Source organism: Bacteroidales bacterium, from assembly GCA_035342335.1.
Lineage (GTDB): Bacteria > Bacteroidota > Bacteroidia > Bacteroidales > JAGONC01 > JAGONC01.
On sequence record DAOQWY010000031.1, the window covers coordinates 1 to 26,202 of the forward strand.

Annotated in this window: 23 protein-coding genes; 18 read left to right on the forward strand and 5 right to left on the reverse strand. The window is 46.6% G+C overall.

The window, feature by feature from the left end:
• The first annotated feature begins 769 nt into the window (after positions 1-769).
• The 17 genes from PKI34_12150 to PKI34_12230 all read left to right on the forward strand — a co-directional run bounded on the left by PKI34_12150 (position 770) and on the right by PKI34_12230 (position 15,436).
• Complete coding sequence (locus PKI34_12150; protein ID HNS18560.1) at positions 770-2,317, forward strand: aromatic amino acid ammonia-lyase; 1,548 nt, start codon at positions 770-772, stop codon at positions 2,315-2,317.
• Positions 2,318-2,372: 55 nt separating this feature from the next.
• Complete coding sequence (gene fabG / locus PKI34_12155) at positions 2,373-3,098, forward strand: 3-oxoacyl-ACP reductase FabG (protein ID HNS18561.1); 726 nt, start codon at positions 2,373-2,375, stop codon at positions 3,096-3,098.
• Positions 3,099-3,113: 15 nt separating this feature from the next.
• Positions 3,114-4,181 carry a class I SAM-dependent methyltransferase gene (locus PKI34_12160; GenBank protein ID HNS18562.1) on the forward strand — a complete coding sequence of 356 codons (1,068 nt, stop codon included), beginning with the start codon at positions 3,114-3,116 and terminating at the stop codon, positions 4,179-4,181.
• 124 nt (positions 4,182-4,305) lie between these two features.
• Complete coding sequence (locus tag PKI34_12165; GenBank protein HNS18563.1) at positions 4,306-4,755, forward strand: pseudouridylate synthase; 450 nt, start codon at positions 4,306-4,308, stop codon at positions 4,753-4,755.
• Positions 4,752-5,165, forward strand: a complete 414-nt coding sequence (locus tag PKI34_12170) for a hypothetical protein (GenBank protein ID HNS18564.1) — start codon at positions 4,752-4,754, stop codon at positions 5,163-5,165. The genes PKI34_12165 and PKI34_12170 overlap by 4 nt, the downstream gene beginning before the upstream one ends.
• The gene (locus tag PKI34_12175; GenBank protein HNS18565.1) at positions 5,162-6,181 is read left to right on the forward strand and encodes a BtrH N-terminal domain-containing protein; all 1,020 of its coding nucleotides are present in this window, start codon (positions 5,162-5,164) and stop codon (positions 6,179-6,181) included. Before PKI34_12170 ends, PKI34_12175 begins: the two co-directional genes overlap by 4 nt.
• Entirely contained in the window at positions 6,181-6,936 is a 756-nt protein-coding gene (locus tag PKI34_12180; GenBank protein HNS18566.1) for an ABC transporter ATP-binding protein, read from the forward strand. The genes PKI34_12175 and PKI34_12180 overlap by 1 nt, the downstream gene beginning before the upstream one ends.
• Positions 6,936-8,216: an ABC transporter permease gene (locus PKI34_12185; protein ID HNS18567.1), complete on the forward strand. Its 1,281-nt coding sequence runs from the start codon at positions 6,936-6,938 to the stop codon at positions 8,214-8,216. Before PKI34_12180 ends, PKI34_12185 begins: the two co-directional genes overlap by 1 nt.
• A gap of 58 nt (positions 8,217-8,274) precedes the next feature.
• Positions 8,275-8,697, forward strand: a complete 423-nt coding sequence (locus PKI34_12190) for an acyl-CoA thioesterase (GenBank protein ID HNS18568.1) — start codon at positions 8,275-8,277, stop codon at positions 8,695-8,697.
• A gap of 35 nt (positions 8,698-8,732) precedes the next feature.
• Positions 8,733-9,896: a beta-ketoacyl synthase N-terminal-like domain-containing protein gene (locus tag PKI34_12195; GenBank protein HNS18569.1), complete on the forward strand. Its 1,164-nt coding sequence runs from the start codon at positions 8,733-8,735 to the stop codon at positions 9,894-9,896.
• Between the two features lie 56 nt (positions 9,897-9,952).
• Complete coding sequence (locus tag PKI34_12200; GenBank protein ID HNS18570.1) at positions 9,953-10,597, forward strand: hypothetical protein; 645 nt, start codon at positions 9,953-9,955, stop codon at positions 10,595-10,597.
• 1 nt (position 10,598) lies between these two features.
• Complete coding sequence (locus PKI34_12205) at positions 10,599-10,856, forward strand: phosphopantetheine-binding protein (GenBank protein HNS18571.1); 258 nt, start codon at positions 10,599-10,601, stop codon at positions 10,854-10,856.
• Positions 10,857-10,860: 4 nt separating this feature from the next.
• The gene (locus PKI34_12210) at positions 10,861-12,057 is read left to right on the forward strand and encodes a beta-ketoacyl-[acyl-carrier-protein] synthase family protein (protein HNS18572.1); all 1,197 of its coding nucleotides are present in this window, start codon (positions 10,861-10,863) and stop codon (positions 12,055-12,057) included.
• Position 12,058: 1 nt separating this feature from the next.
• Positions 12,059-13,123 (forward strand): beta-ketoacyl synthase chain length factor, encoded by a 1,065-nt coding sequence (locus PKI34_12215; protein HNS18573.1) that lies wholly within the window; start codon positions 12,059-12,061, stop codon positions 13,121-13,123.
• A 79-nt stretch (positions 13,124-13,202) separates the two neighbouring features.
• Positions 13,203-13,649: a DUF2141 domain-containing protein gene (locus PKI34_12220; protein HNS18574.1), complete on the forward strand. Its 447-nt coding sequence runs from the start codon at positions 13,203-13,205 to the stop codon at positions 13,647-13,649.
• On the forward strand, positions 13,642-14,013 hold the full coding sequence (locus tag PKI34_12225; protein HNS18575.1) for a hypothetical protein: 372 nt from the start codon (positions 13,642-13,644) through the stop codon (positions 14,011-14,013). The genes PKI34_12220 and PKI34_12225 overlap by 8 nt, the downstream gene beginning before the upstream one ends.
• 124 nt (positions 14,014-14,137) lie before the next feature.
• Complete coding sequence (locus PKI34_12230; protein HNS18576.1) at positions 14,138-15,436, forward strand: AMP-binding protein; 1,299 nt, start codon at positions 14,138-14,140, stop codon at positions 15,434-15,436.
• A gap of 1,035 nt (positions 15,437-16,471) precedes the next feature.
• Here PKI34_12230 and PKI34_12235 read toward each other — a convergent pair.
• Positions 16,472-16,921: a hypothetical protein gene (locus tag PKI34_12235; protein ID HNS18577.1), complete on the reverse strand. Its 450-nt coding sequence runs from the start codon at positions 16,919-16,921 to the stop codon at positions 16,472-16,474.
• A 377-nt stretch (positions 16,922-17,298) separates the two neighbouring features.
• Positions 17,299-18,381 carry a hypothetical protein gene (locus PKI34_12240; protein HNS18578.1) on the reverse strand — a complete coding sequence of 361 codons (1,083 nt, stop codon included), beginning with the start codon at positions 18,379-18,381 and terminating at the stop codon, positions 17,299-17,301.
• Between the two features lie 366 nt (positions 18,382-18,747).
• Between PKI34_12240 and PKI34_12245 the strand changes: the two genes are divergently transcribed.
• On the forward strand, positions 18,748-19,932 hold the full coding sequence (locus tag PKI34_12245; protein HNS18579.1) for a BamA/TamA family outer membrane protein: 1,185 nt from the start codon (positions 18,748-18,750) through the stop codon (positions 19,930-19,932).
• Here PKI34_12245 and PKI34_12250 read toward each other — a convergent pair.
• From PKI34_12250 to PKI34_12260, 3 genes are all read right to left on the reverse strand, one after another.
• Positions 19,929-22,364 carry a glycoside hydrolase family 127 protein gene (locus tag PKI34_12250; GenBank protein ID HNS18580.1) on the reverse strand — a complete coding sequence of 812 codons (2,436 nt, stop codon included), beginning with the start codon at positions 22,362-22,364 and terminating at the stop codon, positions 19,929-19,931. The two genes, PKI34_12245 and PKI34_12250, sit on opposite strands and share 4 nt — an antisense overlap.
• A complete protein-coding gene (locus PKI34_12255) occupies positions 22,361-24,280 on the reverse strand; it encodes a glycoside hydrolase family 127 protein (protein ID HNS18581.1) in 1,920 nt (639 codons plus the stop codon). Before PKI34_12255 ends, PKI34_12250 begins: the two co-directional genes overlap by 4 nt.
• 100 nt (positions 24,281-24,380) lie before the next feature.
• The gene (locus tag PKI34_12260) at positions 24,381-26,072 is read right to left on the reverse strand and encodes a glycoside hydrolase family 2 TIM barrel-domain containing protein (protein ID HNS18582.1); all 1,692 of its coding nucleotides are present in this window, start codon (positions 26,070-26,072) and stop codon (positions 24,381-24,383) included.
• Positions 26,073-26,202 lie beyond the last annotated feature (130 nt).

Below are 26,202 nucleotides of genomic sequence, written 5' to 3' on the forward strand. Positions count from 1 at the left end.
AAAGTGGTATCATTTACGGCTATTTGCCGGTATCAGTTTAGATCGGGGTTAAAATACCTGAGTGCAGCGCTCCAATACCTCCAGAAGTACCGCCACATTTATTATAGATAAAATGATGATAGAATCAAAAATTTTTAGTGTAAAACATTTTAAAGTGATTTTTAAATGAATTTTTTAATTCATATTTTTAATAGTATTGATATACAATTACATATAAAATTATTGTGGCCCAGGTGGGCCCACGAAAAATGCCGCAGGTAAACCTGGCGGCATTTTTTATTGTCGATTGTCGATTGAGCGATATTCGATGTTCAATATCGAAAACAGAAAAAAATCATATTTGACCGGTCTTCTGTTGCCATTCTGATGAACCAAACGTTGGACAAAATACGACGGGCTTTGTATCATGACGAAACATTTCTAAACGACAGAGACCTGATTAAAGGAATACGCTGGTTGTTGCTGAAGAACAACAAGAACCTGAACGATGAAAGAAAAAACGTGAACGCCTGGAACAACTTGATGGCTCATCGAACTGATATCCTTAATGGGGTTGACTTTCAAATATCCACTGGTCCTCCAGAGGGATTTAATAATGAAATCAAGGTACTTAAGCGAAGAGCCTATGGTACAGAGATATGGAATATTTCGCCTTGAAAATTTATGCCCTTTATGAGAACAGGTACGGATTATTGCGATGAACCAAAAAAATAATTTATGCATTAATGTTAGCCCAAGATCATTAATTTTGTGCTAAATTAAATGCTGTATGATTCTGCTGGATGGCTATTCTTTAACTTCAAAACAACTCCTCACATTATCCTATAGTGAAGAAAAGATTGGTATTACCCCTCAAATACTGGAAAAGATTAAGAAAAGCAATGAATTCCTGACTTCCGCAAATGTAAGGTTTAATATTTATGGAGTTAATACGGGATTGGGGCCAATGGCTCAATTTAGTGTATCAAACGAAAAACTGATTGATTTACAATATAATCTGATCCGGAGCCATCATACCGGATATCCTGTTTATTTAGGACTTCCTGAGTGCAAATCCATCTTCATTTCAAGGCTGAATACTTTGGTAAGGGGGCATTCAGCAGTGACCGATGACTTGATCCGTCACATGATTCAAATGTATAATGAGGGCGTTGTTCCATGCGTTCCGCTTCATGGAGGGGTTGGAGCAAGCGGTGATCTTGTCCAGCTGGCTCATATTGCAACGGCAATTATCGGTGAAGGAATGTCGTACGCTGATGGTCAGCTACTTCCGACCTCAGAAGCATTCAGCAAGAAGGGGCTTCAAGGGATTAAGCTGGCGCTGAGAGAAGGACTGGCATTGATTAACGGTACATCGGCTATGACTGGAGTAGCTGCATTGAACATTTCATTCGCCAAAACTGCCCTCGAATGGATGTTAATTCTTTCTGTGATGATCAATGAAGTAATGGAGGCATTTGATGATCATTTTTCATCTGAACTGAATGACACCAAAAGACATAAGGGACAGCAGGAAATAGCCTTACTGGCACGTCAGATTCTTGTTGGATCCAGGCTTACCAGGTCACGGAATGATCACTGGGATAAAAATAAATCAGAAGATTATTTCAAGGAAAAAGTTCAGGAATATTACTCATTGCGTTGCATACCACAAATTCTTGGGCCTGTTTACGATACACTTGCATTTTCCGGTAAAATAATTGAAGATGAGTTAAATTCCACGAACGATAATCCAATTATCGATTATAAGACAAAGAATATTTATCATGGTGGTAATTTTCATGGAGATTATATCTCGCTCGAAATGGATAAATTAAAGCTGGTCATGACCCGACTCTCCATGCTTTCCGAAAGACAATTAAACTATTTATTGAACAGTCAGTTAAATGGGAAACTTCCACCTTTCATAAACTTGTCAGTTTTAGGCCTTAACTTTGGATTACAGGGTATGCAATTCACCGCCACTTCTACTACCTCTGAAAATCAGACGTTATCTGCCTCGTCGTATACACACAGTATTCCCTGTAATAACGATAACCAGGATATTGTAAGCATGGGATTCAATGCTGCTTGCATTGCTTCAAGAATTATTGATAATACTTTTGAAGTAATTGCCATTGAAGCTGTTGCAGTACTCCAGGCGGTGGATGCACTTAAACTCTACGATCAGTTATCGCCATTTAATAAAAAGATTTACGAAGAACTGCGGAATATTTTCCCTGTGATCACCTCTGATCGTGCAACCACCCAGGAGCAGGAAACACTCAGGATCTTTTTGAAGCACAATGGAAAAGGATTGATGAACCTTTGGGAATAAGCCTCTCTCACGAATGGGAGATGCCAGTGCATAACTAAATAAATTGAACAGATTCATGAAATTCGCTTTAGTTACTGGAAGTTCAAGAGGCATTGGAAGAGCAATAGCTATCAAACTTGGCTCCCTGGGTTACAATATGCTTCTGAATTATCTGTCCAATGAGCGTGACGCATTGTTGACAAAGCAAGAGATCGAGCAAATGGGTAGGGAGGTCAAGCTGCTTAGATTTAATGTGGCAGATGAGCAACAGGTTGATGAAATGTTAGGAAACTGGCACAAACAAAATCCTGACAGCGAACTTGAAGTTCTGGTTAATAATGCTGGTATCCGTGATGACGCTTTGATGATCTGGATGACAGATGGGCAATGGAAAAAGGTAATTGATACGAATCTCAATAGTTTTTTCTTTGTGACAAAAGCCGTGCTGGACGGCATGATTGAACGTAAATACGGGCGGATCATTAACATTGTGTCCTTGTCAGGATTAAAAGGACTTCCAGGCCAGGTGAACTATTCAGCTTCCAAAGCCGGAATCATTGGCGCCACCAAAGTGTTGGCCCAGGAGGTTGCCAGGCGTGGAATTACCGTTAATGCCATTGCTCCTGGATTTATCAGGACTGATATGACCAAGGAATTGAATGAGAAAGACCTGAGAAGCACAATCCCCATGCAACGCTTTGGTACCGTTGAAGAGGTTGCTGAACTGGCAGCTTTTCTTGCTTCTGAAAAAGCTTCCTATATTACCGGACAGACTATTTCCATTGATGGTGGCATTTATTGAAATTCAGTTACTATAATGAGTTTTTACAACGAAGATAAACTGTCAGCGCTGGAAGCAATGGGAAATGCACAATGGATCGCATTTGCACCTATGGTTTTTCAGGCAGCAAGATCATTGCGAAATTTTGGGGTACTGTCAGCAATTGGAAAAAGGAAGAACAATGGAATGGCATTGTCTGAAGTTGAAAATGAATGCAAGTTAAGTGCATATGGCACCCGGGTTCTTTGTGAAGCCGGACTAGCCATCGGATTGCTCTATTGCAAAGATGATAAATACTATGCCACCAAGACTGGGGTTATTTTTTGTAATGATGATCTCACTGAAGCAAATTGTGATTTCGTGAATGATGTTTGCTATCAGGGACTTTTTTATCTGGAAGATTCAATTCTAAAAGGGACTCCGGAAGGCCTCAACTATTTTGGCAACTGGAAAACCATATACGAGGCTTTGTCAGAACTTCCACCCAGGGTTAAAGAGAGCTGGTATAAATTTGATCATTATTATTCTGATCAGGCATTTAAGGAAGTTTTACCCAAACTGCTCACCTACTTACACGAAAATATTTTGGATCTTGGCGGCAACACGGGGAGATTCGCTTTGCAATGCTTATCATACGCTCCTGAGGTACGGGTAGTGATCATGGATATTCCCGCACAACTTTCATTGGCAAAGGAAATTGCCCTGAAGAATGGCGTTAATCATCGCATGGATTTTATTCAGGCTGATATTCTTGATGAATCATGTTCAATCCCTGCAGGATTTGATATCATCTGGATGAGTCAGTTCCTGGATTGTTTCTCCGATGAGCAGGTCATTTCGATATTAAAACGATGTGCTCTGGCAATGGATGACCATGCACGGGTATGTATCCTGGAACCTTTCTGGGACAGGCAAAGGTTCAAGGCTTCAGCATTTTCGCTGCAGATGACCTCTTTGTATTTTACCAGTATTGCCAATGGGAATAGCCAGATGTACCATTCAGATGTGTTTTTCAATCTGATAGAAAAGGCTGGATTGGAACTTGAAGCTATTCATGATGGAATTGGCTTATGCCATACGTTACTGGTTTGTAAAAATACGTAAGCAGGATGATGATTTGATAATAGCGGATGAAAGTGCACAATTCCCTTACGTTTTCGCCCAGATAACCATCGATTGATTTCTTTCACTAATTTTGCCTCTGCCGGTTGAAACCTTTGTTTCATTTATGCCTGTTTTTGAGAATGCTATCCTGAAATTGATTCCCCAGCGGCCGCCAATGGTGATGGTCGACCGGTTGTTGCGGTGTGATGAATCCCAGTCCGTAACAGCTTTGAATATCCGGGAAAATATGCTCTTTAGCGATAATGGGCATTTTTCTGCTGCCGGCATGATCGAAAACATGGCCCAGACGGCAGCAGCCAGGATCGGATGGTCGATGAAAGAAAAAACAGGCTGTGAGAATGCAAGAGTTCCGATGGGTGTGATCGGAAGTGTAAAAAATTTCCGGTTGCACTTCAATCCGGCAGTTGGTACAGACCTTGTCACCACTGTACGCGTTGAGCATGAAATGTTCATGGCTACGGTCGTAACAGGAAAGGTCGAAGTTAATGGGCAACTGGCTGCTGAAGCTGAATTACAGATTTTTTTAACAGATGATCAATCAATGATGACATGAAGAAGAAAGAAGTTCCGCAGGATCAGGGATTGACGGAAGGCCGGTTCGATGATGTATGTTATGCCCTGGATGAACACGGCAACTATGTCACCGTGTTGAGCAAAGGCTGGAAACCCAAGGTTGATGCCATGCTGCAGGCCTGGGAAGTCATCAATGAAAAAGTGGAACAGGTCAGAGAGGATGTTCTGGCTGGCAAAGTCAGCCCCATTGCCTACTACATGGAAAAAAACATCATGGATGTGAAACTGCTTGCAGATTATGTTGATCTGACCCGGAGAAAGGTGAGAAAACACCTTAAACCCGAAAATTTCTCCCGACTTGAAGAGGACATCCTTGCACGTTACTCGGAAACCTTTGGCATCACTATGGACGAATTGCGTAACTTTCAGGAAACATTGAAAAACCAATGAGTGAACCTTCTTACCATATCGAATTCCTGCATCACCAGGCAGCGCACTGCGAAAACGGGGCCACTTCCAATCTTTTACGTCATTACGACATCGCTCTAAGCGAGCCCATGATCTTTGGTATCGGGTCCGGACTCTTCTTCTCCTACTTGCCGTTCATGAAGTTAAATGACATACCGGTGATATCTTTCCGCCCATGGCCCGGTCAGATCTTCAACAGGGTCACACGCAGGCTCGGATTAAAGATTCAGCGTTACAAATTTAAGGACCAGGCCGGATCAATGGCGGCATTAGACAGAAATCTTCAACAGGATATCCCTACCGGTTGCCTGGTTGGCGTTTATCACCTGACTTATTTCCCGCCTGCTTACCGGTTTCATTTCAATGCTCATAATATAGTTATTATTGGCAAAGAAAACGGAGAATACCTTGTAAGTGACTCGATCATGCCCACTATTGAACGCTTGACGGCTGATGACCTAAGGCGTGTCCGATTTGCCAAAGGAACATATCCGCCTAAAGGCAGGATGTATTTCATAAAGGAAACAGCATCTTCATATGATCTCAAAAAGGCCATCGTTAAAGGCATTCAACAAACCTGTAAAGACATGCTGACTATTCCGATCCCTTGGTTTGGAGTGAAAGGGATACGATACATTGCCAAACGAATGCGCAAATGGCCTCAGAAAATTGGGGAAAAGAAAGCCTCGCTTTACATGGGACAAATGGTAAGGATGCTTGAAGAGATTGGAACCGGCGGGGCAGGATTTCGTTTCATTTACGCAGCATTTTTACAGGAAGCAGCCCGTGAGATGAAACAACCCTGGCTCAATGAGATGTCGAAAGAAATGACTGAGGTCGGCGACCGCTGGCGGGAATTCGCACTGATCGCCGGACGGATCTTTAAAAACAGGGCGGGTCAGGATGAGAGCTATATAGCCGCATCTGAGGTTCTTTTTGATATTGCTGAACGGGAAGAAAAAATTTATCGGATTTTGCGTCAAATCAAGCTAACCTGATGTCTGGAATTCCCGCCATCGAAATCCTCGATCTTGTTAAATTTTACAAAGGCTCGGAAGAACCTGCCCTCAACGGAGTGAGCCTGTCCGTGCCGGAAGGGGAGATATTTGGCCTGTTGGGCCCCAATGGCGCTGGCAAAACCACAACCATTAACATTTTATGCGGTATGCTGGCCGCCACATCAGGGCGTGTGCAACTGGCTGGTTTTGACCATAATAATAACCTTAAGGAGATCAGGCAACTTATCGGTGCAGTCCCTCAGGATACGGCCCTGTATCCTACACTCACAGCTCGCGAAAACCTGAATTTTTTCGGGACCATGTATGGATTGCACGGTAACGTACTGCGTGAGCGAGTAAATCATTCCTTGTTTGTGTTCGGGCTGGAAAAATACGCAAACCGCTTGATCCGGACCTATTCAGGAGGGATGAAGCGTCGCATCAACCTGATTGCAGGCATTCTTCACAAACCGCGTATCCTGTTCCTGGATGAACCGACAGTAGGTATTGATGTGCAATCGAGAACCGTGATCCTGGATTACCTTAAAAAACTCAACGGCGAAGGGACTACCATCGTTTATACGTCCCACTACATGGAAGAAGCCGAACAGTTATGCTCGATGATTGCGATCATCGACCAGGGCAGGATCATCACAGAGGGCAAACCTGCTGAAATGATCGGCAGCTGGCCCGGCTATGCCAACCTGGAGAGTATTTTTCTTCATTTGACCGGAAGAACTTTAAGAGATCACTGATGCGCAGGTTCCTGGCTTCTGTAAAAAAAGAGTACCTGATCCTGGTGCGCGACCTGACCGGACTGGGATTGATATTCCTCATGCCGGCGGCATTGGTGATGGTAATGACCCTATTACAGGATGCTTCCTTCCGGAAAATGGATGAAACGAAGCTTGCTCTGCTGTACCTTGATGAAGACAAGGATACGCTTGGGCTGCAGGTAAAAGAAGGACTGGAAAAAGCAAAGTACTTCGAGGTTGTTAGCAGTCTGGACGGCATGCCGATCGATGAAAAAACACTGCTCAGCCAGGTCACCCAGGGTCGTTACCAGATGGGCGTGGTGATCCGGGAAGGTTCAACGGCGGCGATCCGGGCACGGGGTCAGAGACTCGTGCAGCAGACCTTGATGAATTCCGGCGAATCATTGCCTGAAGACACCCTGTCAAAAGCCAGAATCATCATTTATTTCGATCCGGCGATAAACGTCTCATTTAAAGTCACCGTCAGGAATGCCCTGGAGAATTTCACATCCAAAATAGAAGCCGGCATCCTGTTCCGGGCACTCTCTGATGAAATAGCGCAATACCTTCCCGAGCCTCCTGCTCCGCTGACCGATCCGGGCAGTGGTATCATTTATGAAGAGATTTATGCACAGGATGAATACACCGAGGTCATTCCTAATTCCGTTCAGCACAACGTGCCGGCCTGGACTATTTTTGCCATGTTCTTCATCATAATCCCCCTGACAGGGAACATCATGAAAGAAAAGGAAAGCGGCCTGGCCACAAGGCTTCGGATTTTGCCAAACAACCGCTTCAAGTTCCTTGGAGCCAAACTGACTGTATTTGTGATTGTTGGCATGATACAGTTTATCCTGATGCTTATCATCGGCAAGATGTTATTTCCTTTTTTCGATTTACCCCCCTTGATGCTCGGAAACAGTAAGCTCGCATTGTTTCTGATGGCTTTAGCCACCAGCCTCGCAGCTACAGGTTATGGTGTTTTGGTCGGCAGCGTTGCACGTACTCAGGATCAGGCCGCTGTATTTGGAATAGTGTCGGTCATCATCATGGCCGCACTCGGTGGTATCTGGGTTCCTGTTTTCATGATGCCAGACCTTATGCAATCGGTCAGCATCGTTTCCCCATTGAATTGGAGCCTCAGCGGATTCTACGATATTTTACTGCGGGGCGGGAGAATACAGAACATCGGCGGTAACCTTGCTGCGTTGATCATTTTTTTTATCATAAATTTAATTGCCGCAATCTGGGTAAGTGAGAGAAAAATGGAGGGAAGGTAAGACAGAAGTGAAGTGTGATGAAAAGACGTTCAGTTCGATATTTTAATGATGAATTACTATGCCTGAAAAACAACTCATTTCAACTGTGGAATTTCCCGTACGCTTCAGTGAAGTTGACTCCATGAATATTGTATGGCACGGGCATTATGTGAAATACATGGAGGAAGGACGGGAAAGCTTCGGGAGAAAATACGGGATCAGCTATATGGAAATCAGGGAAAATGGTTATATGGCGCCGGTTGTCAAGCTGAGCTGTGACTATAAGAAACCGTTATCTTACCATGATCATGTGATTGTGGAAACCCGTTATGTGAATAACGAAGCAGCTAAGATCATATTCGCATTCAGGATTTTCCGTTCATCCGACAAAGAACTGGTGGCCACTGGCGAAAGTGTGCAGGTGTTCATGGACATGAACCGGGAACTGGTACTTTATATTCCTCCTATGCTCGAAGCCTGGAAAAAAGAGTGGGGATTATAATGTCAATCTGTAATTTTACCGCATCATTTAAAGACATGCGCAGGGTTTATTTCGGCGCGGACAATGTCATCACTTCCCTTGGATTTACGACAGCAGAAAATGCTGAACAGGTATTAAAGGGCCGGACAGGGATTGCCTTAACGACGGATGAACGATTATGTCCAGGTCCTCTGGCCTTTTCCGGGATCAAAGATGACCTTTTGGACGAAAAAGTCAGGGAATTCATTGGGAAATCCCATTGTACCAGTTCATTTACCCGCCTGGAGAAAATTTTCATTCTTTCCATTTTAAATGCGCTGACCGGAAATCCAATCGATCCTGCCAATCCGCGAACGATCTTTATCTTTTCGACGACCAAGGGTAATATTGATTTGCTGGAAATTTACCGCCGAAAGTTTTTCGAACCTGACCGCGTTCATCTGTGGCGGATGGCTGAAGTGATCACGCAATTTTTTGGCAGCCCCAACAAGCCTTTTATTATCAGCAATGCCTGCATTTCGGGCTCCGTAGCGATCATGGCAGCATCAAGGCTCATCACATCAGGACGTTATGATCAAGCAATTGTAACGGGCGGCGATATCCTCTCTGAGTTTATCGTTTCTGGATTTCAATCCTTCCAGGCGCTCAGCCCCGTTGCCTGCAGCCCTTTCGATGCCCACCGCACCGGGCTTTCACTGGGGGAAGGCTGTGGCACAGTGATATTGACTGCTGATGCAAACATCGCAGTCCATCACCGCGCTGTGGAGTACCTTGGTGGGGCGACCACAAACGATGCCAATCATATTTCCGGTCCCTCCCGCGATGGTGAAGGACTAACCCTGGCTATCTCCGCAGCCATGAAAGAGGCAGGTGTCTCTTCAGAAGAGATAGATTTCATTTCTGCACACGGTACAGCAACCCCTTTTAACGACGAAATGGAGTCCCTTGCGCTGGACCGGGCCGGATTAAGCCCTGTCCCCGTCAACAGCTTCAAGGGATACATAGGGCACACACTTGGCGCCGCCGGAATTATCGAAACCATCCTTTCAGCCTTTTCCATACGGAACAATATCCTCTTCAAATCGGCAGGCTACACAAAAAATGGAGTATCCAGGCCATTGAACATCATTACAGACAACAGATATCAACCTGTAAGGCGCGTCCTGAAAACCGCATCAGGTTTCGGAGGTTGTAATGCAGCGATTGTCATTGGTAATTAATCACTGCCTCCCGATTTTTACGTATCTTCACATCATTATCCTGAAAATCGGCATCCATGCTTATCACTCAGTACTGTTTGATTAAACCACCGGAAATCAGGCTGAACGGTTCGGTCATCTTTGATCATCCCACCTCGGAACCACCGGAATTCCTCAAATCCGCGTACCGCAATCTTAAAATCAATTATCCAAAGTTTTTTAAGATGGACGCTCTGTGCAAACTTGCATTCTTGTCCGCTGAAGTCTTATTAAAAAACCAGGAAATCACCCATCGTTATGATGCGCAAGAGATAGGAATCATCCTGCAGAATTCCAGTTCTTCCCTTGAAACCGATGAAAAACATCAGGAAAGCATCAATGACAGGCAAAATTATTTTCCAAGTCCTTCGGTATTCGTCTATACGCTACCGAACGTCATGGTGGGCGAGATTGCCATAAAGCATAGAATCAAAGGCGAAAACGCCGTGCTGATCTGCAAGATGCCCGATGCCCGGCAGCTCTATGAATATGTGTATGATCATTTTTTACAGAACCGGTTTAAATGCTGCATTACAGGGAGGGTGGAATCATACCATAATAAAACGTCAGTTAGCCTGATGCTGGTTGAGAAAGAGGAGACAGCAACATCACTTGTCAAACCTAAGAAAATGTGTATCTTTGACCTGTCAAATTTTGAAAGAATATTTAATAAAGCTATATAGCGTGGAAGAATTGATCGAAAAGCTAAAGAAAGAGATTATTCAGGTATTGAACCTGGAAGAGGTGAAACCGGAAGATATTGATTCTGACATGGCTCTTTTCGGCGACGGGCTTGGACTTGATTCCATCGATGTACTGGAACTTATTGTCTTGCTCCAAAAAGAATATGGCATCAAGATCAAAGATCCCAAGGAAGGACGCAGGATATTCACATCAGTCCGGACCATGGCCGAATATATTCTGGAGAACCAAAATAAGTAAACGGATGGCAAACAGGGTTTTTGTCACGGGCATCGGGATTATCTGTGCCATCGGGAATAATGCAGGAGAAACCCTGGCCTCGCTTCAGACCAACCGGTCCGGTATCCAACCATTAACCATCCTTGACACCATATACCGCGGTGAACTGCCCGCCGGAGAGATTAAACTCACTAATGAGCAACTTGCTGAAATGGCAGGCATCACCGATCTTGAGATGCACACCCGCACAGCATTGCTGGGAATGATCGCCGCCGGTGAAGCACTGAAGGATGCCGGTATCGACCCCAAAGACAGCCATTTCCGTACCGGCATCAGTTCCGCCAGCACTGTGGGTGGAATGGACCGGACCGAGATTAACTACCGCAATTACCACCAGGGCGCTCCATATTCCAACTTTATCCTGACCCACGGTTGCAACGACCATACCGAGAAAATAGCCGTCAGTTATGGTTTCCGCGATATGGTCACCACCATGAGCACTGCTTGCTCTTCATCTGCCAACTCCATCATGTTCGGGACCAGGCTGATCCGCCATGGGATAATCGATCGGGTCCTGGCGGGGGGAACCGATGCTCTCTCGAAATTCACCCTCAACGGCTTCAATACGCTGATGATCCTCGACAAAAAGCCGTGCCGCCCCTTCGACAAAAACCGAATGGGACTAAACCTCGGCGAAGGTGCTGCCTTCCTGGTGCTGGAATCGGAAAAAGCGCTCAGGGATAGAACACCGCTATGCGAACTCAGCGGTTTTGCCAACGCTAACGATGCGTACCACCAAACCGCATCCTCACCCGACGGATCCGGTCCGTTCCTATCTATGTCACGAGCCCTTGAATCCTGCGGTCTGAAACCCTGTGACATTGACTATGTCAACGCCCATGGCACCGGAACCGATAACAACGATTTTACCGAAGGCATTGCCATTGAACGGGTCTTCGGAAAAAAAATCCCATACGTTTCATCTACCAAACCGTTCACCGGACATACCCTTGGCGCCGCCGGGGCCGTTGAAGCTGTCATTTCCGTTCTCTCCATCACAAACTCCATCCTCTTCCCTAACCTGAATTTCAGAGAAAAAATAGACGAACTCAGCTTCGAACCATTGAAGGAAATGGTGACAGGTATCAGGTTGAAACACGTGCTCAGCAATTCATTCGGTTTCGGGGGAAACGATTCCACGTTAATCCTATCATCCTGTTGATATGAAAGCATTCATCCGAGGCATAGGAAATATCTCACCGCAACCGACCTTTGAAAAAGAGGTTTTCCCCGAGGGAATCCGTGAATATCACACAGCGAAGCTTCAGTCGGTGGAACCGGATTATAAAAACTTTATTAAGTCTGCTCAACTGAGGCGTATGGGCCGGTTACTCAAAATGGGCGTAACTTCTGCAGGTATGTGCCTTCAGGATGCCGGCATTGAAAAACCTGATTCCATCATCACCGCCACCGGCCTGGGCATGCAGGGGGAGACTGAAAAGTTCCTCAACAGCTTACTCGATAATGGCGAGGAGATGCTCAATCCTACGGCTTTCATGCAGTCAACGCATAACACCGTCGGAGCGCATATTGCCGTCATGCTCGGTTGCAAAAACTACAACGTGACCTACGTTCATGGCCCGGTTTCATTCGAGCATGCTCTGCTGGACAGCCTGATGTGGCTCGCCGAAAAACCATCGGACAAAGTCCTGTTAGGAGGTATTGAGGAGATCACGGAATTGTACTTTGACATGACCGACAGCCTGGGTTTCTGGAAAAAAGGCGAGATCAGTAATTTGGAGCTTCTTGAAGATAAGAGGCCAGGAACTATTGCCGGTGAAGGAGCTGCTTTTTTCCTGCTGACCACGGAAGAAAATCACGGAAATTACGCTTGTATAAGGGGATTAACCACACGTTTCAATCCTGGCAACCAAGATATTGCACTCAGCATGGTACAGGAATTTCTTGAATCAAAAAATATCAGCGTCAAGGATATCGACTTGCTTCTGCTGGGGATGAACGGTGATCCGGCATCTGATGCCGTTTATCAACCAGTCCTGGATAACTACTCCATACTTTGTACCGCATGGTTCAAACATCTGTGCGGGGAACATTACCTGGCTTCATCGTTTGCACTGTGGCTGGCAGCTAAGATCCTCAAAAACGGCAATATTCCGGCTGCCGTGATGCTGAACGACCGGCCGAAATCCGGCCGGGTAAACAATATCCTGATCTACAATCATTACAGAAATATTTACCACGCTCTCATCCTGTTATCGTCATGTTGAATTTTCGCTTAGTAAACGCTGTGGTGTTCATCCATGAAGTCCTGATGAGATTCTTAGAACCGGTGCTCATTAAGTTTAAATGATGAAATGGACTATTTTATTGATCGCTTTACTTTTTGTGCTTCCTCCCCAGGATGAAAGGCACCGACTTGTGGTCACCATCAGGAACATCAAACCAATCAAGGGAGATTTGTACCTGGGCATCCACCGGCGGGCTGAATTTTTCTATGTTCCCGACAGTGCAGTGATGAAAAGGAAGTTGCGAGTAAGTTCGGAAGCAGAAATTATTGTTATGGAAGATGTTCCGGAAGGACGCCTCGCCATAGCAGTATATCATGATGAAAACCTCAACGGGAAGTTGGATGCCAATGAAATAGGCATCCCTTTTGAGGGCTATGGATTTTCTAAAAATCCTAAGGCTCACGGGCGTCCGAAGTTTGAGCAGGCAGCGTTCGACTTCAATAAAGATGACTCGCTGGTCATTCAATTGATTTATCACCCGCCCCCACGTGAGACACATGACTAATGACCAGCTGACATTCTTCACCATAACCCGGCTAAGCACTGACCAAGGCACTTTCATCGCTGAAATTGCCTTTAACCCGGCTCATCCGGTCTTCACCGGACACTTTCCGGGTAAACCGATCGTTCCGGGTGTTTTTCTCTTAGAGATCCTCGCTGCAGTTCTTTCCCGGATTGCAGATAAAGAGATGGTCATTAAGGAGATATCAACTATCAAATTCTTAGAGGTGATCGACCCTGTAATGCATCCTGAGGTGTCGCTCTGGGGTTCGATTTCAGAAGAAGATTACGCTGAATTAAAGGTAAATGCGGTCTATCGGAAAGGCGAAACGATCTTTGCAAAATTTAAAAGCCTGAGGTGCTGTTGAAACGCCCCGATAAACTCTGTTTCCATTTCAGCACTATTTTACGGAGAATCTTTTTATTACTTTTACCCTGTAAATGGATAATTTCTGACTTGATGTCAAATGAAAGGAAGTTAATAAAGTTATGATGCTGGCAATTGACAGGTTGAGCGTTTCAGAGATTGTCTCCCTTCAGGAAAGAAAACTAAAAGGGTTATTATCATATGTCAATGAGAAATCACCATTTTATGCCTCTCTGTTTAAAGAACAACATGTTAATATTAAGAAAATTTTATCCCTTAAGGATCTTAAGAATATTCCCACAACATCAAAAGAGGATTTACAGGTCCATAATATGGATTTTTTATGTGTGCCTAAACATAAGGTCATAGAATACACTACGACATCCGGGACATTAGGAACCCCCGTCACAATTGCTCTTACGCGAAATGATATTGACCGGTTAGCTTACAATGAGTACCTTTCATTTCTATGCTCGGGCGCTTCTTCAAAAGATATATTTCAACTGGTGCTGACCCTGGATAAACAGTTCATGGCCGGTATTGCATATTATCTTGGTGCTTTGCGCCTGAAAGCGGGGATTATCAGAACCGGCCCGGGTGCACCTTCCATGCAATGGGAAACCATATCAAGGGTCAATACGACATCACTTGTGGTTGTTCCCTCATTTATTCTTAATTTGATAGAATATGCTCAGGATAACAATATTAACTATAAGGATTCATCTGTGAAACGTGCTGTTTGCATAGGTGAGAATATTCGAAATGAGAATCTTGAATTTACTACGATCGGGAAACGGATAAATGAGCAATGGAAGATCGAATTGTACTCCACCTATGCATCAACCGAAATTCAAACAGCTTTTACAGAATGTTCCTTTGGCACTGGGGGACATATGCACCCTGAATTACTCATCGCAGAGATTTTGGATGAGGAAGGCAATCCTCTGGAGTATGGAGAAAAAGGTGAACTGTCAATAACAACACTTGGGGTGGAAGGAATGCCACTCATCCGCTACCGGACTGGTGATATTTGCACATTGTATGATTCACCCTGTAAATGTGGACGCAATACACTGCGCATTTCTCCCATTCTTGGACGTAAGAAACAAATTATTAAATTCAAAGGCACATCACTGTATCCGTCATCAATCTATGAAATTCTTGACGGGAACAGCAATATAATTGACTATGTTTTGGAGGTTTCTTCCAGTGAATTAGATACTGACAACATAACTATCTGGATTGCAGCAAAAGATCAATCCACCAAACTGCTGTCAAAACTTATTTCCTATCTGCATGCATCACTGAGGGTCATGCCTGAAATTATTTTCACGGATATTGAAAAGATTAAGGAAAAGCAGAACATCGGAGTCGGCAGAAAACCACAACGATTTATTGATAACAGAGTTATTAAAGAATCTTAGTTGTGATACATCAGCATAAGCCTGCGTAAAACGGACAAACTGACCACCTTTTAACGGTTTTTTCTACCATACTTGACGAACTTATTAATCGTTATAGGCAAAAATGTATAAGCCGTACCTGGTATCGTTGTCATTGTGGACATTATGAAGTTAACTGGCAGTGGGATATTCCTGATCATTTATTGACGAACTCTTCGAAATATGGCCGTTTAGGTGTGGAGATCCCCTCCTATGGTTTCCGTGTATTCCCAATGGCTTTCATTTTTCGAGATATATTGTCCTGTCCCCTGCACTGTGACGCTTTGATCATAACAAACCTGCTGGGTTGGTATCATGACAGACTTACCATCCACTATACCATAGGGTGGTTGTTCATCAATAAAAGCAAAATTTGTCAGAATCATTCGGGATTCATCAGTTGAATCCCTGGTATAAGTTACTGGATAAGTCATTTGTATATTTCATTCTCGTAATCATTGCAATTCCATTCACCGGCAAATGATTTACGAGAGTCTTTATCAACCAGCCCGACTGGTTTACAGGCAGGAAACAATAAAAAGATGGCCAAAAAGGTGAGCAGCAAGTCTGTCAGACGGGATTTAATCTTTTGCCTAAGGAATCCAATTATATATACCGTAAACATTTTTACCAGCAACGGTAATTTCAAGTCGAGGGATATCCAAAGCATTCGTCGGACAAATTGACGAGTCTGCACCGATTTAAACCGACCACCTCACATATCTGAGAATGACTATCATAACTAGTTAAGAATTAAGCGGTCTTGATTGGTAAAGGCTATCGGCCTGTTTACCCGGCCTTATGTTTGACTGTTTTCCCCGGGTTACGTTTTATCCTTTTGTAAGGTGGCATTGTAGTACCTCAGAAGAAAGGTGATGAGTTATTTGCATTTTAATGACGACCGGGTTTGCGCAAAGCTCTCAATATACATACCTTTTTTAAACCATTCATCTAATTCGGGATATGTTTTGATTACAGCGTCAGCAGGTATATCCGAAAATACGGTGACTACTTCTTTTAAAAGAAATATCTGCAACCTATTGCCCCATCAAGCTGGAACTCAGTGGCCGGAAGAAGGTCCATGCCCGGAACAAGCTCAAAGAAAATATCAAATGATTCGTTGGGAAAAATATATTCTAATCCGACAGGTACCCTCAATCCCACTCTGACATCATCACTAAAGCCAACCCGTCCTCCGATGCCGTAATACAAGGGTAATTTGCCTTTACTCACGTTGATCAGGTAACTGTGGTGAAGATAATCGAGGTGAATACGGAAATAACCATCATGGTAGAGCGACCATGCAGCTCCGGCATCCAAGGCCGATGCTTCACTTAACCAGAGCTTGGCGCTAAGGCCGGTCGGGCTGCCAAACATCAGACCCAGCCCGAAGGGTCTGCTCTGCGCGTGGACACTGGTAAATCCCAGGATCAGGATTATGGATAAAAGCCATAGGTTTCTTTTCATACTTTTTAATTTATTACACGTTTATCAAATGTCCTACAGATGCGATTTTCTTCAGTCTTTTTTATTCGTTTCCGATTTTCCCGTTTTACCCTCAGAAAAGAGATTGCTGAAGAACGACCATTATTCTATTTTTTTTAACATCCATCAATTTAAGCACGGCCCTTTTCAGGATCAGGTTCAGATGGTCCGACTGCTCTGTTGAAATGTCCTCCCTGATATCAATTTCACTTCAAAAGTGTGCAAAGATAAAAATTTTTGCGATTTTTAACAAGTACTGTTTGATGGAGTTGTATTACAGGCCATTATCGCTGCTTTCAAAAGAGGGTGTCTCCTGAGTGAGGCACCCTCTTATAAATTTTCCCGCTTTTTAAATCGAACTATCTTCCGCGAGTTGACTGAGAAGATGGCTTTACATTCCCTGAATTTTCTGATGAAGCAGTCGGGCCTGACCGTTTCACGCTCTCATTGCTTCCTGATGGTGTGGTCGGGCCTGACCGTTTCACGCTCTCATTGCTTCTTGACGGAACATTCTGTGGTGGGGGTGTACCACGTTCGGTGTTTTTCACATCTGTAACCTTGTGTTGCCTTTCCGGTGGCGGAGAAGCAGTCTGATCTTTCGTATTCCGGCTGATATTCTCCGATGTCCGGGTCTTACCTTTCAGATCTTCCAGTTTTGCCACCCGTGAAGGAGCAGCTTTTCTTCCATTGGAACCATCCTTTTCAACCTCCGGTGCGTAGAGTTGAAGCATATTGCCGTCAAGGTATTGCCCCGGCTTCTCCCTTTCCCGGATCGTAACCGTGGAAACCGGTTCACCCCTGGATCTCTCAACTTCCCTCCTGTCGGGACCGGCGTTGTATGGTACGTTGGTAGGCTGATCATTCCTGATGTTATTGATTACTGTGGAGTAATCGATGAATGCAGTGTTTTCCGATACATTGGAATAGTAGTGATACTGGTCATGTTTTCCAAAATGATGGCCTTTCAGGAACCGCCAGTGATGGTGGGGAATATGGTACGCGTTTCCGTATGCAACATAAATATTGACGCCAGGTCCAATGGGTGCCCAGCCGTAATAGTCGCCTGATTTTCTCCAGGCCACCCATCCGGGTCCCCATTCATATCCCGGGATCCACATGGGTCCGTAAAAAGGATCCATGTACCAGCGGCCGTAATGAAACGGCGCCCATCCCCAGGGATAATTGGAAACCCACGTCCACCCGGCCCAGGTCAGAACCCAGTGACCCTCCGAGGCGTAGGGATAAAAACCGGGACCTGCATCGGGAACCCATACATATCCGTGAACGGGATGGTATACCCAGGTACCGTAAGGAGCGAGTTCATCATAGAAAACCTGAAAGCCGATGACCACTCTATGATGAGCAACTGTCTTTTCCGGAATCAACACCGTAAAGGCTGAGACCAGGAGCAAGACTGCAAGAATTTTAACCTGTGTTTTCATGATACTTCGTTTTATAAATAAGGAACTCAAACCTGGAAGGACATCGGGAATCCCGCTGGTTCTCGGGGCCTCAGGAAGCCCTCTGTCGTTCCGGTACTACTTGTAAGCAAATTTTGGACCAGATCCTATAAGGTTCTGACCACCCCCGGACAAGCACCCGGTATTGGACCCATTTATCTCTTTCTGACCCAAATCAGCACTGCGAACCAAGAGTGCATTCAGGAATGGAGTGCCGCCCCCTGAAGTGATAACAAATCACCATAAATTACAATGAGTAACAATGAATGACAACGAATGCCGATGAATGTCAATGAATGACTTTTTTCCCTACTTTAGCTCCAAATCCCAAAGGCCCATCCCACTGGAATGAAGTATCTAACCGTTCTCCTGCTGCTCATTCTATCCTGGTCAATCCTGGTTCCAGATGCTCAGGGGCAAAAAAAATTCAGCGTTGAAAACATCATCAACAACCTGGATTCACTTCGGATAGCCAAAATGGAAACGGGCAAGGGCATGCTCACCCCTTTCATCGCACCGGGCTATGCTCCCGAACTGAAATTCCTGTTCACCGTCGGAGGGTTATATACCTTCAAAACCCAGAAAAACAATCCACGGCTGGAACGTTCATCCATTCCCTTTACCATAAGCTACAGTACCAATAAGTCCTTCCAGGTGATCATCAAACTGACGATGTATGGAAGGAATGACCAGTACAGGATACTGGGTGATTATTGTTTTAAGACCATGCCTGACCATTATTGGGGTGTTGGGTTTTACAACGGTAAGGACAGAAACAAATCCGACACAACGACCCTGTATCACCGAAACCTGAATAAACTAACCATTAAATTAATCCACCGGATAGGCAGTAATTTTTTTGGCGGACTTTATTTTGATCTTACGCGAAACCTGACAGACCAGCTGAATCCGGTAATGGAAGCCGATCCGTATATCAGGGAATTCGGGCACAATGTTTACTCGACCGGTGTCGGAGCTGTATTCCAGTATGACAGCCGCGATAATATGGTCAATGCTTACAGGGGAAATTTGCTCGATCTTGGAGTGACGTACTATGGGCATTTCCTGGGTGGACAAAATGAGTTCTGGATACTTGAACTGGATTACCGCGGTTACATTCCCATTCAACTGGTCAATGACAGAACAACGCTTGCAGGCGAAGTAAAGCTAAGAACCACCTGGGGATCGACGCCCTGGACCGACATGTCGCTGCTGGGCAACCCGTATGATGTTCGGGGATATTACTGGGGCCGGTTCCGTGACCGGTCCATGATTTTCGGGCTGCTGGAATACCGCCAGATGTTGAATCGCAAGAAACCCAATCTGAGTGGCAGCTTCCAAAGCAGGCACGGATTCGTGACCTGGGTGGGAATGGGATCGATCGGAATGAAGCTGAACGACCTTCGTTACTGGCTGCCCAATGCCGGGATCGGCTACCGGTTTGAGATCCAGCCAAGGTACAACATTCGTGTGGATTTCGGAATAGGACTTGAATCGAAAGGATTTTATTTCAACTTCGGGGAAGGATTCTAAAATACCTTCCACTCCACTATCCCGGCTGATCGATCTTTCTGTAAATCGGCTTCCAAGCGTAAAGCCCTGGTTGTTATCGGTTCAAAGTGAACAATGTTGTATTGATCCACTGTTAACCCATAAGGATGGTCATTGTGAACAGGGAGCCAGTCCTCTTCCTTAAGATAAAGGACTTTCCAGCCGGCGGGAGGCCGGCAAACATAATCGTAATGATCAAAGAGCAGCCAGTACACCTGCACCTGGGAAACTGTGTACGGTTTACCGAAATCATACTGCACCCATTCAGTGGTTCCCTTTTTCAACCACCAGTAAAAGAAATACTTATCCGTGTCCCTGCTATTAACTGGCTCAAACTGGTCATTGAGTCCGGGTGCCCAGTCGGTGGAAGCAGAGGCAACCGCCCTGGAAGCGATGGTTGGTTCAGTTTCGGGGACTGCTGATTCGGCATTTACAGGGATCCATGCCAGCATCGGGCTGCGGCCGCGGTTGTTCCAGAAGGCGTAAGGAATGGCGGTGAGTCGGTCATTTGTGGTCATTTGCTGGTCATTGATTGTCATTTGATGGTCATTCGTTGTTCTATGGGAGAGGGACATACCGTGTGTTTCCAGGATGACCATTCCACCTAAAAGATCGCCACGGAAAGAGGAGGTAATTTTTGCTGTATCGGGTAAAAAAATGGAAAACAATGCACTACCTGGTTGATCAACACCTTCCAGGCAATAAATGAGGGGGCCGCGTTGCAACACCACCTTGTTGCGGTCGTTGACAACTGCATCGTTTGCATGGATCCTTCTGATAGGCATCGGCAGGTCGATGACTACCTGGTCGCCCGGTTTCCAGTGCCGGTGAAGGATAGCATATCCTTTTTCCAGCCGGTAACCGGTCAACTTACCGTTGACCTGGATATCAACCCGGCTTTCGACCGTATCCGTAAAAGCATACAGGTCGGAAGGAATCGCTTGGTTTCTTGCCCAGCCAGGGATACGGAAACACAGATCAAACACAGCCAAACTGCCAGGATTCACGGTCAAAACAACCCGTCCGTCCCATGGATAGGTTGTTTTCTGATTGATTTTAAACTCTTTACCATTAAAAGGAATCGTGGCTTCGCTACCTGCAAAGAGGTTGACAAAAACACGGTCATTGTCCACTGCATATTGGTAGCCAGATACGGAGGCCATAAAACGTGTTATGTTGCCCGGGCAGCAGGCACAGCCAAACCAGGGCTGGCGTTCGCAGGTACCGTTGTCTTCCAGCAGGTTGTCATAAAAGAACCGGTCGCCGCTGATGGAAACTCCCGACAGCAGGGCGTTGTAGAGGGTCTTTTCCAGGACATCAATGTATCTGGAATCTCCCGTCATCTGGAACATCCGCTGGTTCCAGTATACATTGGCAATGGAGGCGCAGGTTTCGCAATAAGCTGTCATATTCGGCAATTCGTAATTCTCACCGAATCCCTCTCCCATTCCCCTTGCACCGATTCCCCCTGTAATGTAAAATTTTTTAGCAACCACGTTGTCCCACACCCGCTCAGCGGCCAGCATATACTCCTGGTCGCCGGTAATGGCTGCCACGTCTGTCACCCCGGAATACAGATAGCCAAAGCGCACTGCGTGGCCCACAGCTTCATCCTGTTGCTTGATGGGCATATGGTCCTGGCTGTATTGGCTAAGCGGATGACCATCCGTACCGGCTCCTGTCTCGTCGAGGAAGTATTTTGCCAGGTCCAGATACTTCTGTTCCCCTGTCACCCGGTAAAGCTTCACCAGTGCCATTTCCACAATGGGATGACCGGATGGGCAATGTTTCTGGCTGGAATCCGGGCCGAAGACGGTACAGATCAGATCTGCATTTTTGAGTGCTACGTCCAGAAGTGTTCTCTTACCGGTGGCTGTAAAATGGGCCACAGCTGCTTCATAAAGGTGCCCGCAGTTGTAGAGCTCGTGGCTGTTGAGCCTTTCCCACCGCTGTTTGCCCATCCAGCGTTCGAGCCGGCTGCACTGGTTGGTGCGGCAGGTGTACAGGTAGCCATCGTCTTCCTGGGCCTGGCCGATGAGGTAGATCAAACTGTCGACATACCGGTCAAGATCAGCATCGTACTCCACGGCCAGGGAATAGGAGGCGCCTTCGATGATCTTGTATACGTCAGTGTCATCAAAAGGAAAATCCCCTTTATGCTCTCCCCGGATCAATCCGCCGGCCAGGGCAAAATTACCGATGCGTCCGGTGACCTCTGATTGCTCAAAGGCATAGGGTATCGATACCAGCCGGTTGGTATCGATTCGGGGTTTCCAGAAAGCATCGGTCATTTTCACCTGCGTGAAAGGAACAGCCTGAATCGGATAATCGTCGGCGGGTGCTTTCCATTCAGGACTTCTCTGGCAGGAGAACAGCAGTGAGAAGAACAGCAAAAGGAAAAATATCTGTTTCATAAATTTTTGTTTACTTCTATCCAAACAGCCATTTCTCCCGGACCACGGTTTGCCCAGTAACAATAGGGAATGGCGGTAAGGGGGTAAAGGGATTTACCGTTCATTTCCAGGACCATGATGCCTCCTAGTAAATCTTCGCGATAGCGGGGTGTTATTGTTGAAGTATCCGACAGATCATAGGCGAATACCTTCCCTGCGGGCTGGTCTTTTCCCTCCAGGCAATAGACCAGCGGTCCACGCTGCAAGGCAATCAGCCCCCTGTCGGCTTCCACTTTTTCATGCGCGATGATTTTTCTGACGGGCATCGGCAGGATTAACTCCACCTTGTCTCCTTTCTTCCACTTACGGTCGATCTTGATGAATCCATTCTGAACAGGCGCATCGACCGTTTTTCCGTTCACCAGAAGGTTGACCTGTCCGTTATCCTGATTTTCGAAACGATACAGGTCGCCTGGTACCGGCTCATTCCGTGCCCATCCCGGAATCCGGAGGGACAATGTATATTTTCGGGATCTTTGCGGATCGATCATAACCGTAATATTCCCATCCCAGGGATAATTGGTTTCCTGGCTGATATTCAACTTGTTCTTGCAGCATCCCAGCGAAGCTGCACTTGACACGTATAGATTCACGAAAATCTCATTCCCGCGCTGGCTGTAAATATAGCCCGGCATAGAGGGCAGAAAACGGCAGATATTGGAGGGGCAGCAGGCGCATCCAAACCAGGGCCTGCGCTGGTGACGCCCGTCGGATGCCAGCGGATTCGGGTAAAAGAACAGATCCCCGCTCAGGGCCACGCCATCCACAGCGGCATTATAGAGTGTACGCTCCATCACGTCCAGATATTTCGCATCCCCCTTCATCAGAAAGAGCCGGTGATTCCAGAACACCATGGCGATGGAGGCACAGGTCTCGCAATAGGCCTCCAGGTTCGGCAGGTAGTAATCCTCCCCGAATCCCTCGTTATGGCCTGCCTGCCCGATTCCGCCCGTGATGTAGTATTTTTCCGAGACCACATTTTCCCATATCCTGCTGATGGCGTCCACATATGCCTGGTCGCCCGTCAGTGCAGCCACATCCGCCATCGCCGAGTACATATAGCAGGCCCTGACCGCATGGCCGACCGCTTCGGTCTGATCCACCACCTTTTGATGGGCCTGACAGTACTCCTCACCACCGGGTCCACGCACATCCAGAAAAAATTTGGCCAGGTCAAGATACCTTTTGTCGCCTGTTACACGGTAAAGTTTCACCAATCCTATTTCGATCTCCTGATGTCCTGTATAATTCTCTGTTTTTCCCCATCCAAAGTCACGATCAACGAGTTTGGCATTCTTTAATGCAACGTCCAGAAGTGAACGTTTTCCCGTAGCCAGGTAATGCGCCACTGCCGCTTCATAAAGATGGCCTGCGTTGTAAAGTTCGTGGCTGAGTTCGTGGGTCAGTTCCCATCGCTTGGTCCCTGCCCAGGGATGGGCACTGTCGGGGTTGATCGTACGGTTTGTATACAGATAACCGTCGTCCTCCTGGGCAGCGGCGATCTTCAGGATCAGGGTATCCAGGTACCGGTCGAGTTCCGGATCATACTGAACATGAAGTGTATACGAGGCTCCTTCGATGATCTTGAAGACGTCGGAATCGTCGAAGGGGTATTCCGTGCAAAAACTTCCTTCCTCCATTCCTGCGGCGACCTCAAAGTTGCGTATCCGGCCGGTGGTTTCGCAATGCCGGAAAGCGATGGGGATGGTCACCTGACTGTTGGTCCGGATCCGCGGCGCCCAAAAATTATCGGTGACGGTTACCTGGGTGAAGGGGATGGGAAGAATGGGGTATTCTCTGGATTGTTCTTGCTTTTGGGAACAGGATGAAAGAAAAAGAATCGGAAGAATGAATAGAGTCTTTAGTTTGTCATTCATTGTCATTCATTGTCATTCGTTGTTATTCAATTGTTAAATTGTCAAATTGTTAACCTGTTGACCGGCTACCGGCTACCGGCTACCGGCTACCGGCTACTGGCTACTCAAACCACAGAATTCTCCTCACCGCCGCCGTATCCATCTTCAGCACGGCGCGGTCGTAGGTCATCAGTCCGTTGCATTCGGTTTCCACGTCGGTGATCTGGGTATAGACCGCCGCACTCATGCCACGGTCCCTGAACACTTTCACGGAGTCGTAGAATTCTGTAAAACGCATCAGCAGTGAATCCTTATCCGTGATCTTCTGATATCCCCAGTTTTCTTTCTGCCAGGTATGTCCTTCGGTAAAAAATCCAAGACCTCCGAATTCGCCCAGCACCGATGCCCGGTTGTCTCCCAGGTCGGGCATCCGCGGCTCCGGGTAATGATGAATATCGAATATGTCGCCCGCTCCCCTGTCCTGCCATCCGCTGGCATTGTTGACAAGGCGTGTGGAATCCAGTGACTGGATCAGTTCAACCACCATGTCGGTCTCATACTGTCCCCAGCCTTCATTGAAAGGCACCCAAACGACAATGCTGGGATGATTGATCAGGTGCAGGATCATCCGGGTGAGCTCCAGCTCAAACTGGACACGCTCGGCCTCCGGGCGGACCAGGTCCGGGTCTCCGGGGGGAACATATCCGCGCGAGCTGGGCATATCCTGCCATACGAGCAGACCCATTTTGTCGCACCAGTAGTAGAACCGTCGGTTCTCCACCTTGACGTGCTTGCGGAGCATGTTGAATCCCATCGCCCGGGTCATTTCCAGATCGTAGCGCATGGCTTCCTCCGTGGGGGGGGTGTAGATCCCGTCGGGCCAGAAACCCTGGTCAAGCGGACCGTTCTGGAATACCGGCTTGCGGTTGAGGAACATCCGCATAAATCCTTTCTCATCCTTCCCCAGTGAAATTTCACGAAGACCGGCATAGGTGGTGATCTCATCCAGCATCCCGTCGCCCCTGAAAAGCCGGATCCGGATGGAATAGAGGAATGGATCATCCGGCTGCCAGAGCCGGGCATCCCTGATGTGAAGGATGATCCATTGGCCGGGATTCCCCGATGCCACCACCGAGTCGCCGATATCGAGCTGGACGAGGTCGCTGGCCAGGGGGTTGATAATTTCCGGCAGGATGCGTATCCATACTGAATCGATATCGGTCACAATTTTCAGGTCCTGAATGTAGGAGTCTGATACGTGTTCCAGCCAGACCGTTTGCCAGATGCCGGTGGCAGGCGTGTAAAAGATGCCTTTCGGTTCATTGACCTGCTTACCCCGGGGCTGGTAACCATCGTTGGTGGGATCCCATACCGAGACCAGGATCTCATTTTTAACGCCCGGCTTCACGTGTTGCGTGATGTCCAGTGTAAAGGGATCATATCCCCCCCGGTGTTCACCTGCGAAGGCACCGTTCAGCCAGACTTTCGTCTCCCAGTCGGAAGCTTCAAAATGAAGGAGGATCCTTCGGCCTTTCCAGTAAGGAGAGATCCTGAAATTGCGGTGGTACCAGGCCCTGTTGCCTGTTCCCACTTTTTCCCCGATTCCCGAAAGAGCTGATTCAACAGGGAAGGGAACCAGGATTTTCCTTGAGAATCCTAGCGGCGCACTGTCCCCGGGCAGGATGGCGAAGTCCCACAATCCATTAAGATTCTGCCATTCATTTCTGACCATCTGCGGCCGGGGATATTCCTGCCAGGCGTTGCCGGGACCCACATCCGCCGCCCACCGGGTCACCAGCGGTGAAGGGGCCATCTGCCAAGGTTCATTGACTTCCCGGCATGAAACAAGGAGCAGTAATATAAAAAATAAATAGTTGGTTTTCAATTTAATAAGAGTTTTAATTTGAATACGGATGGAGGTTGTATTTGAAGTCATTTTTCAC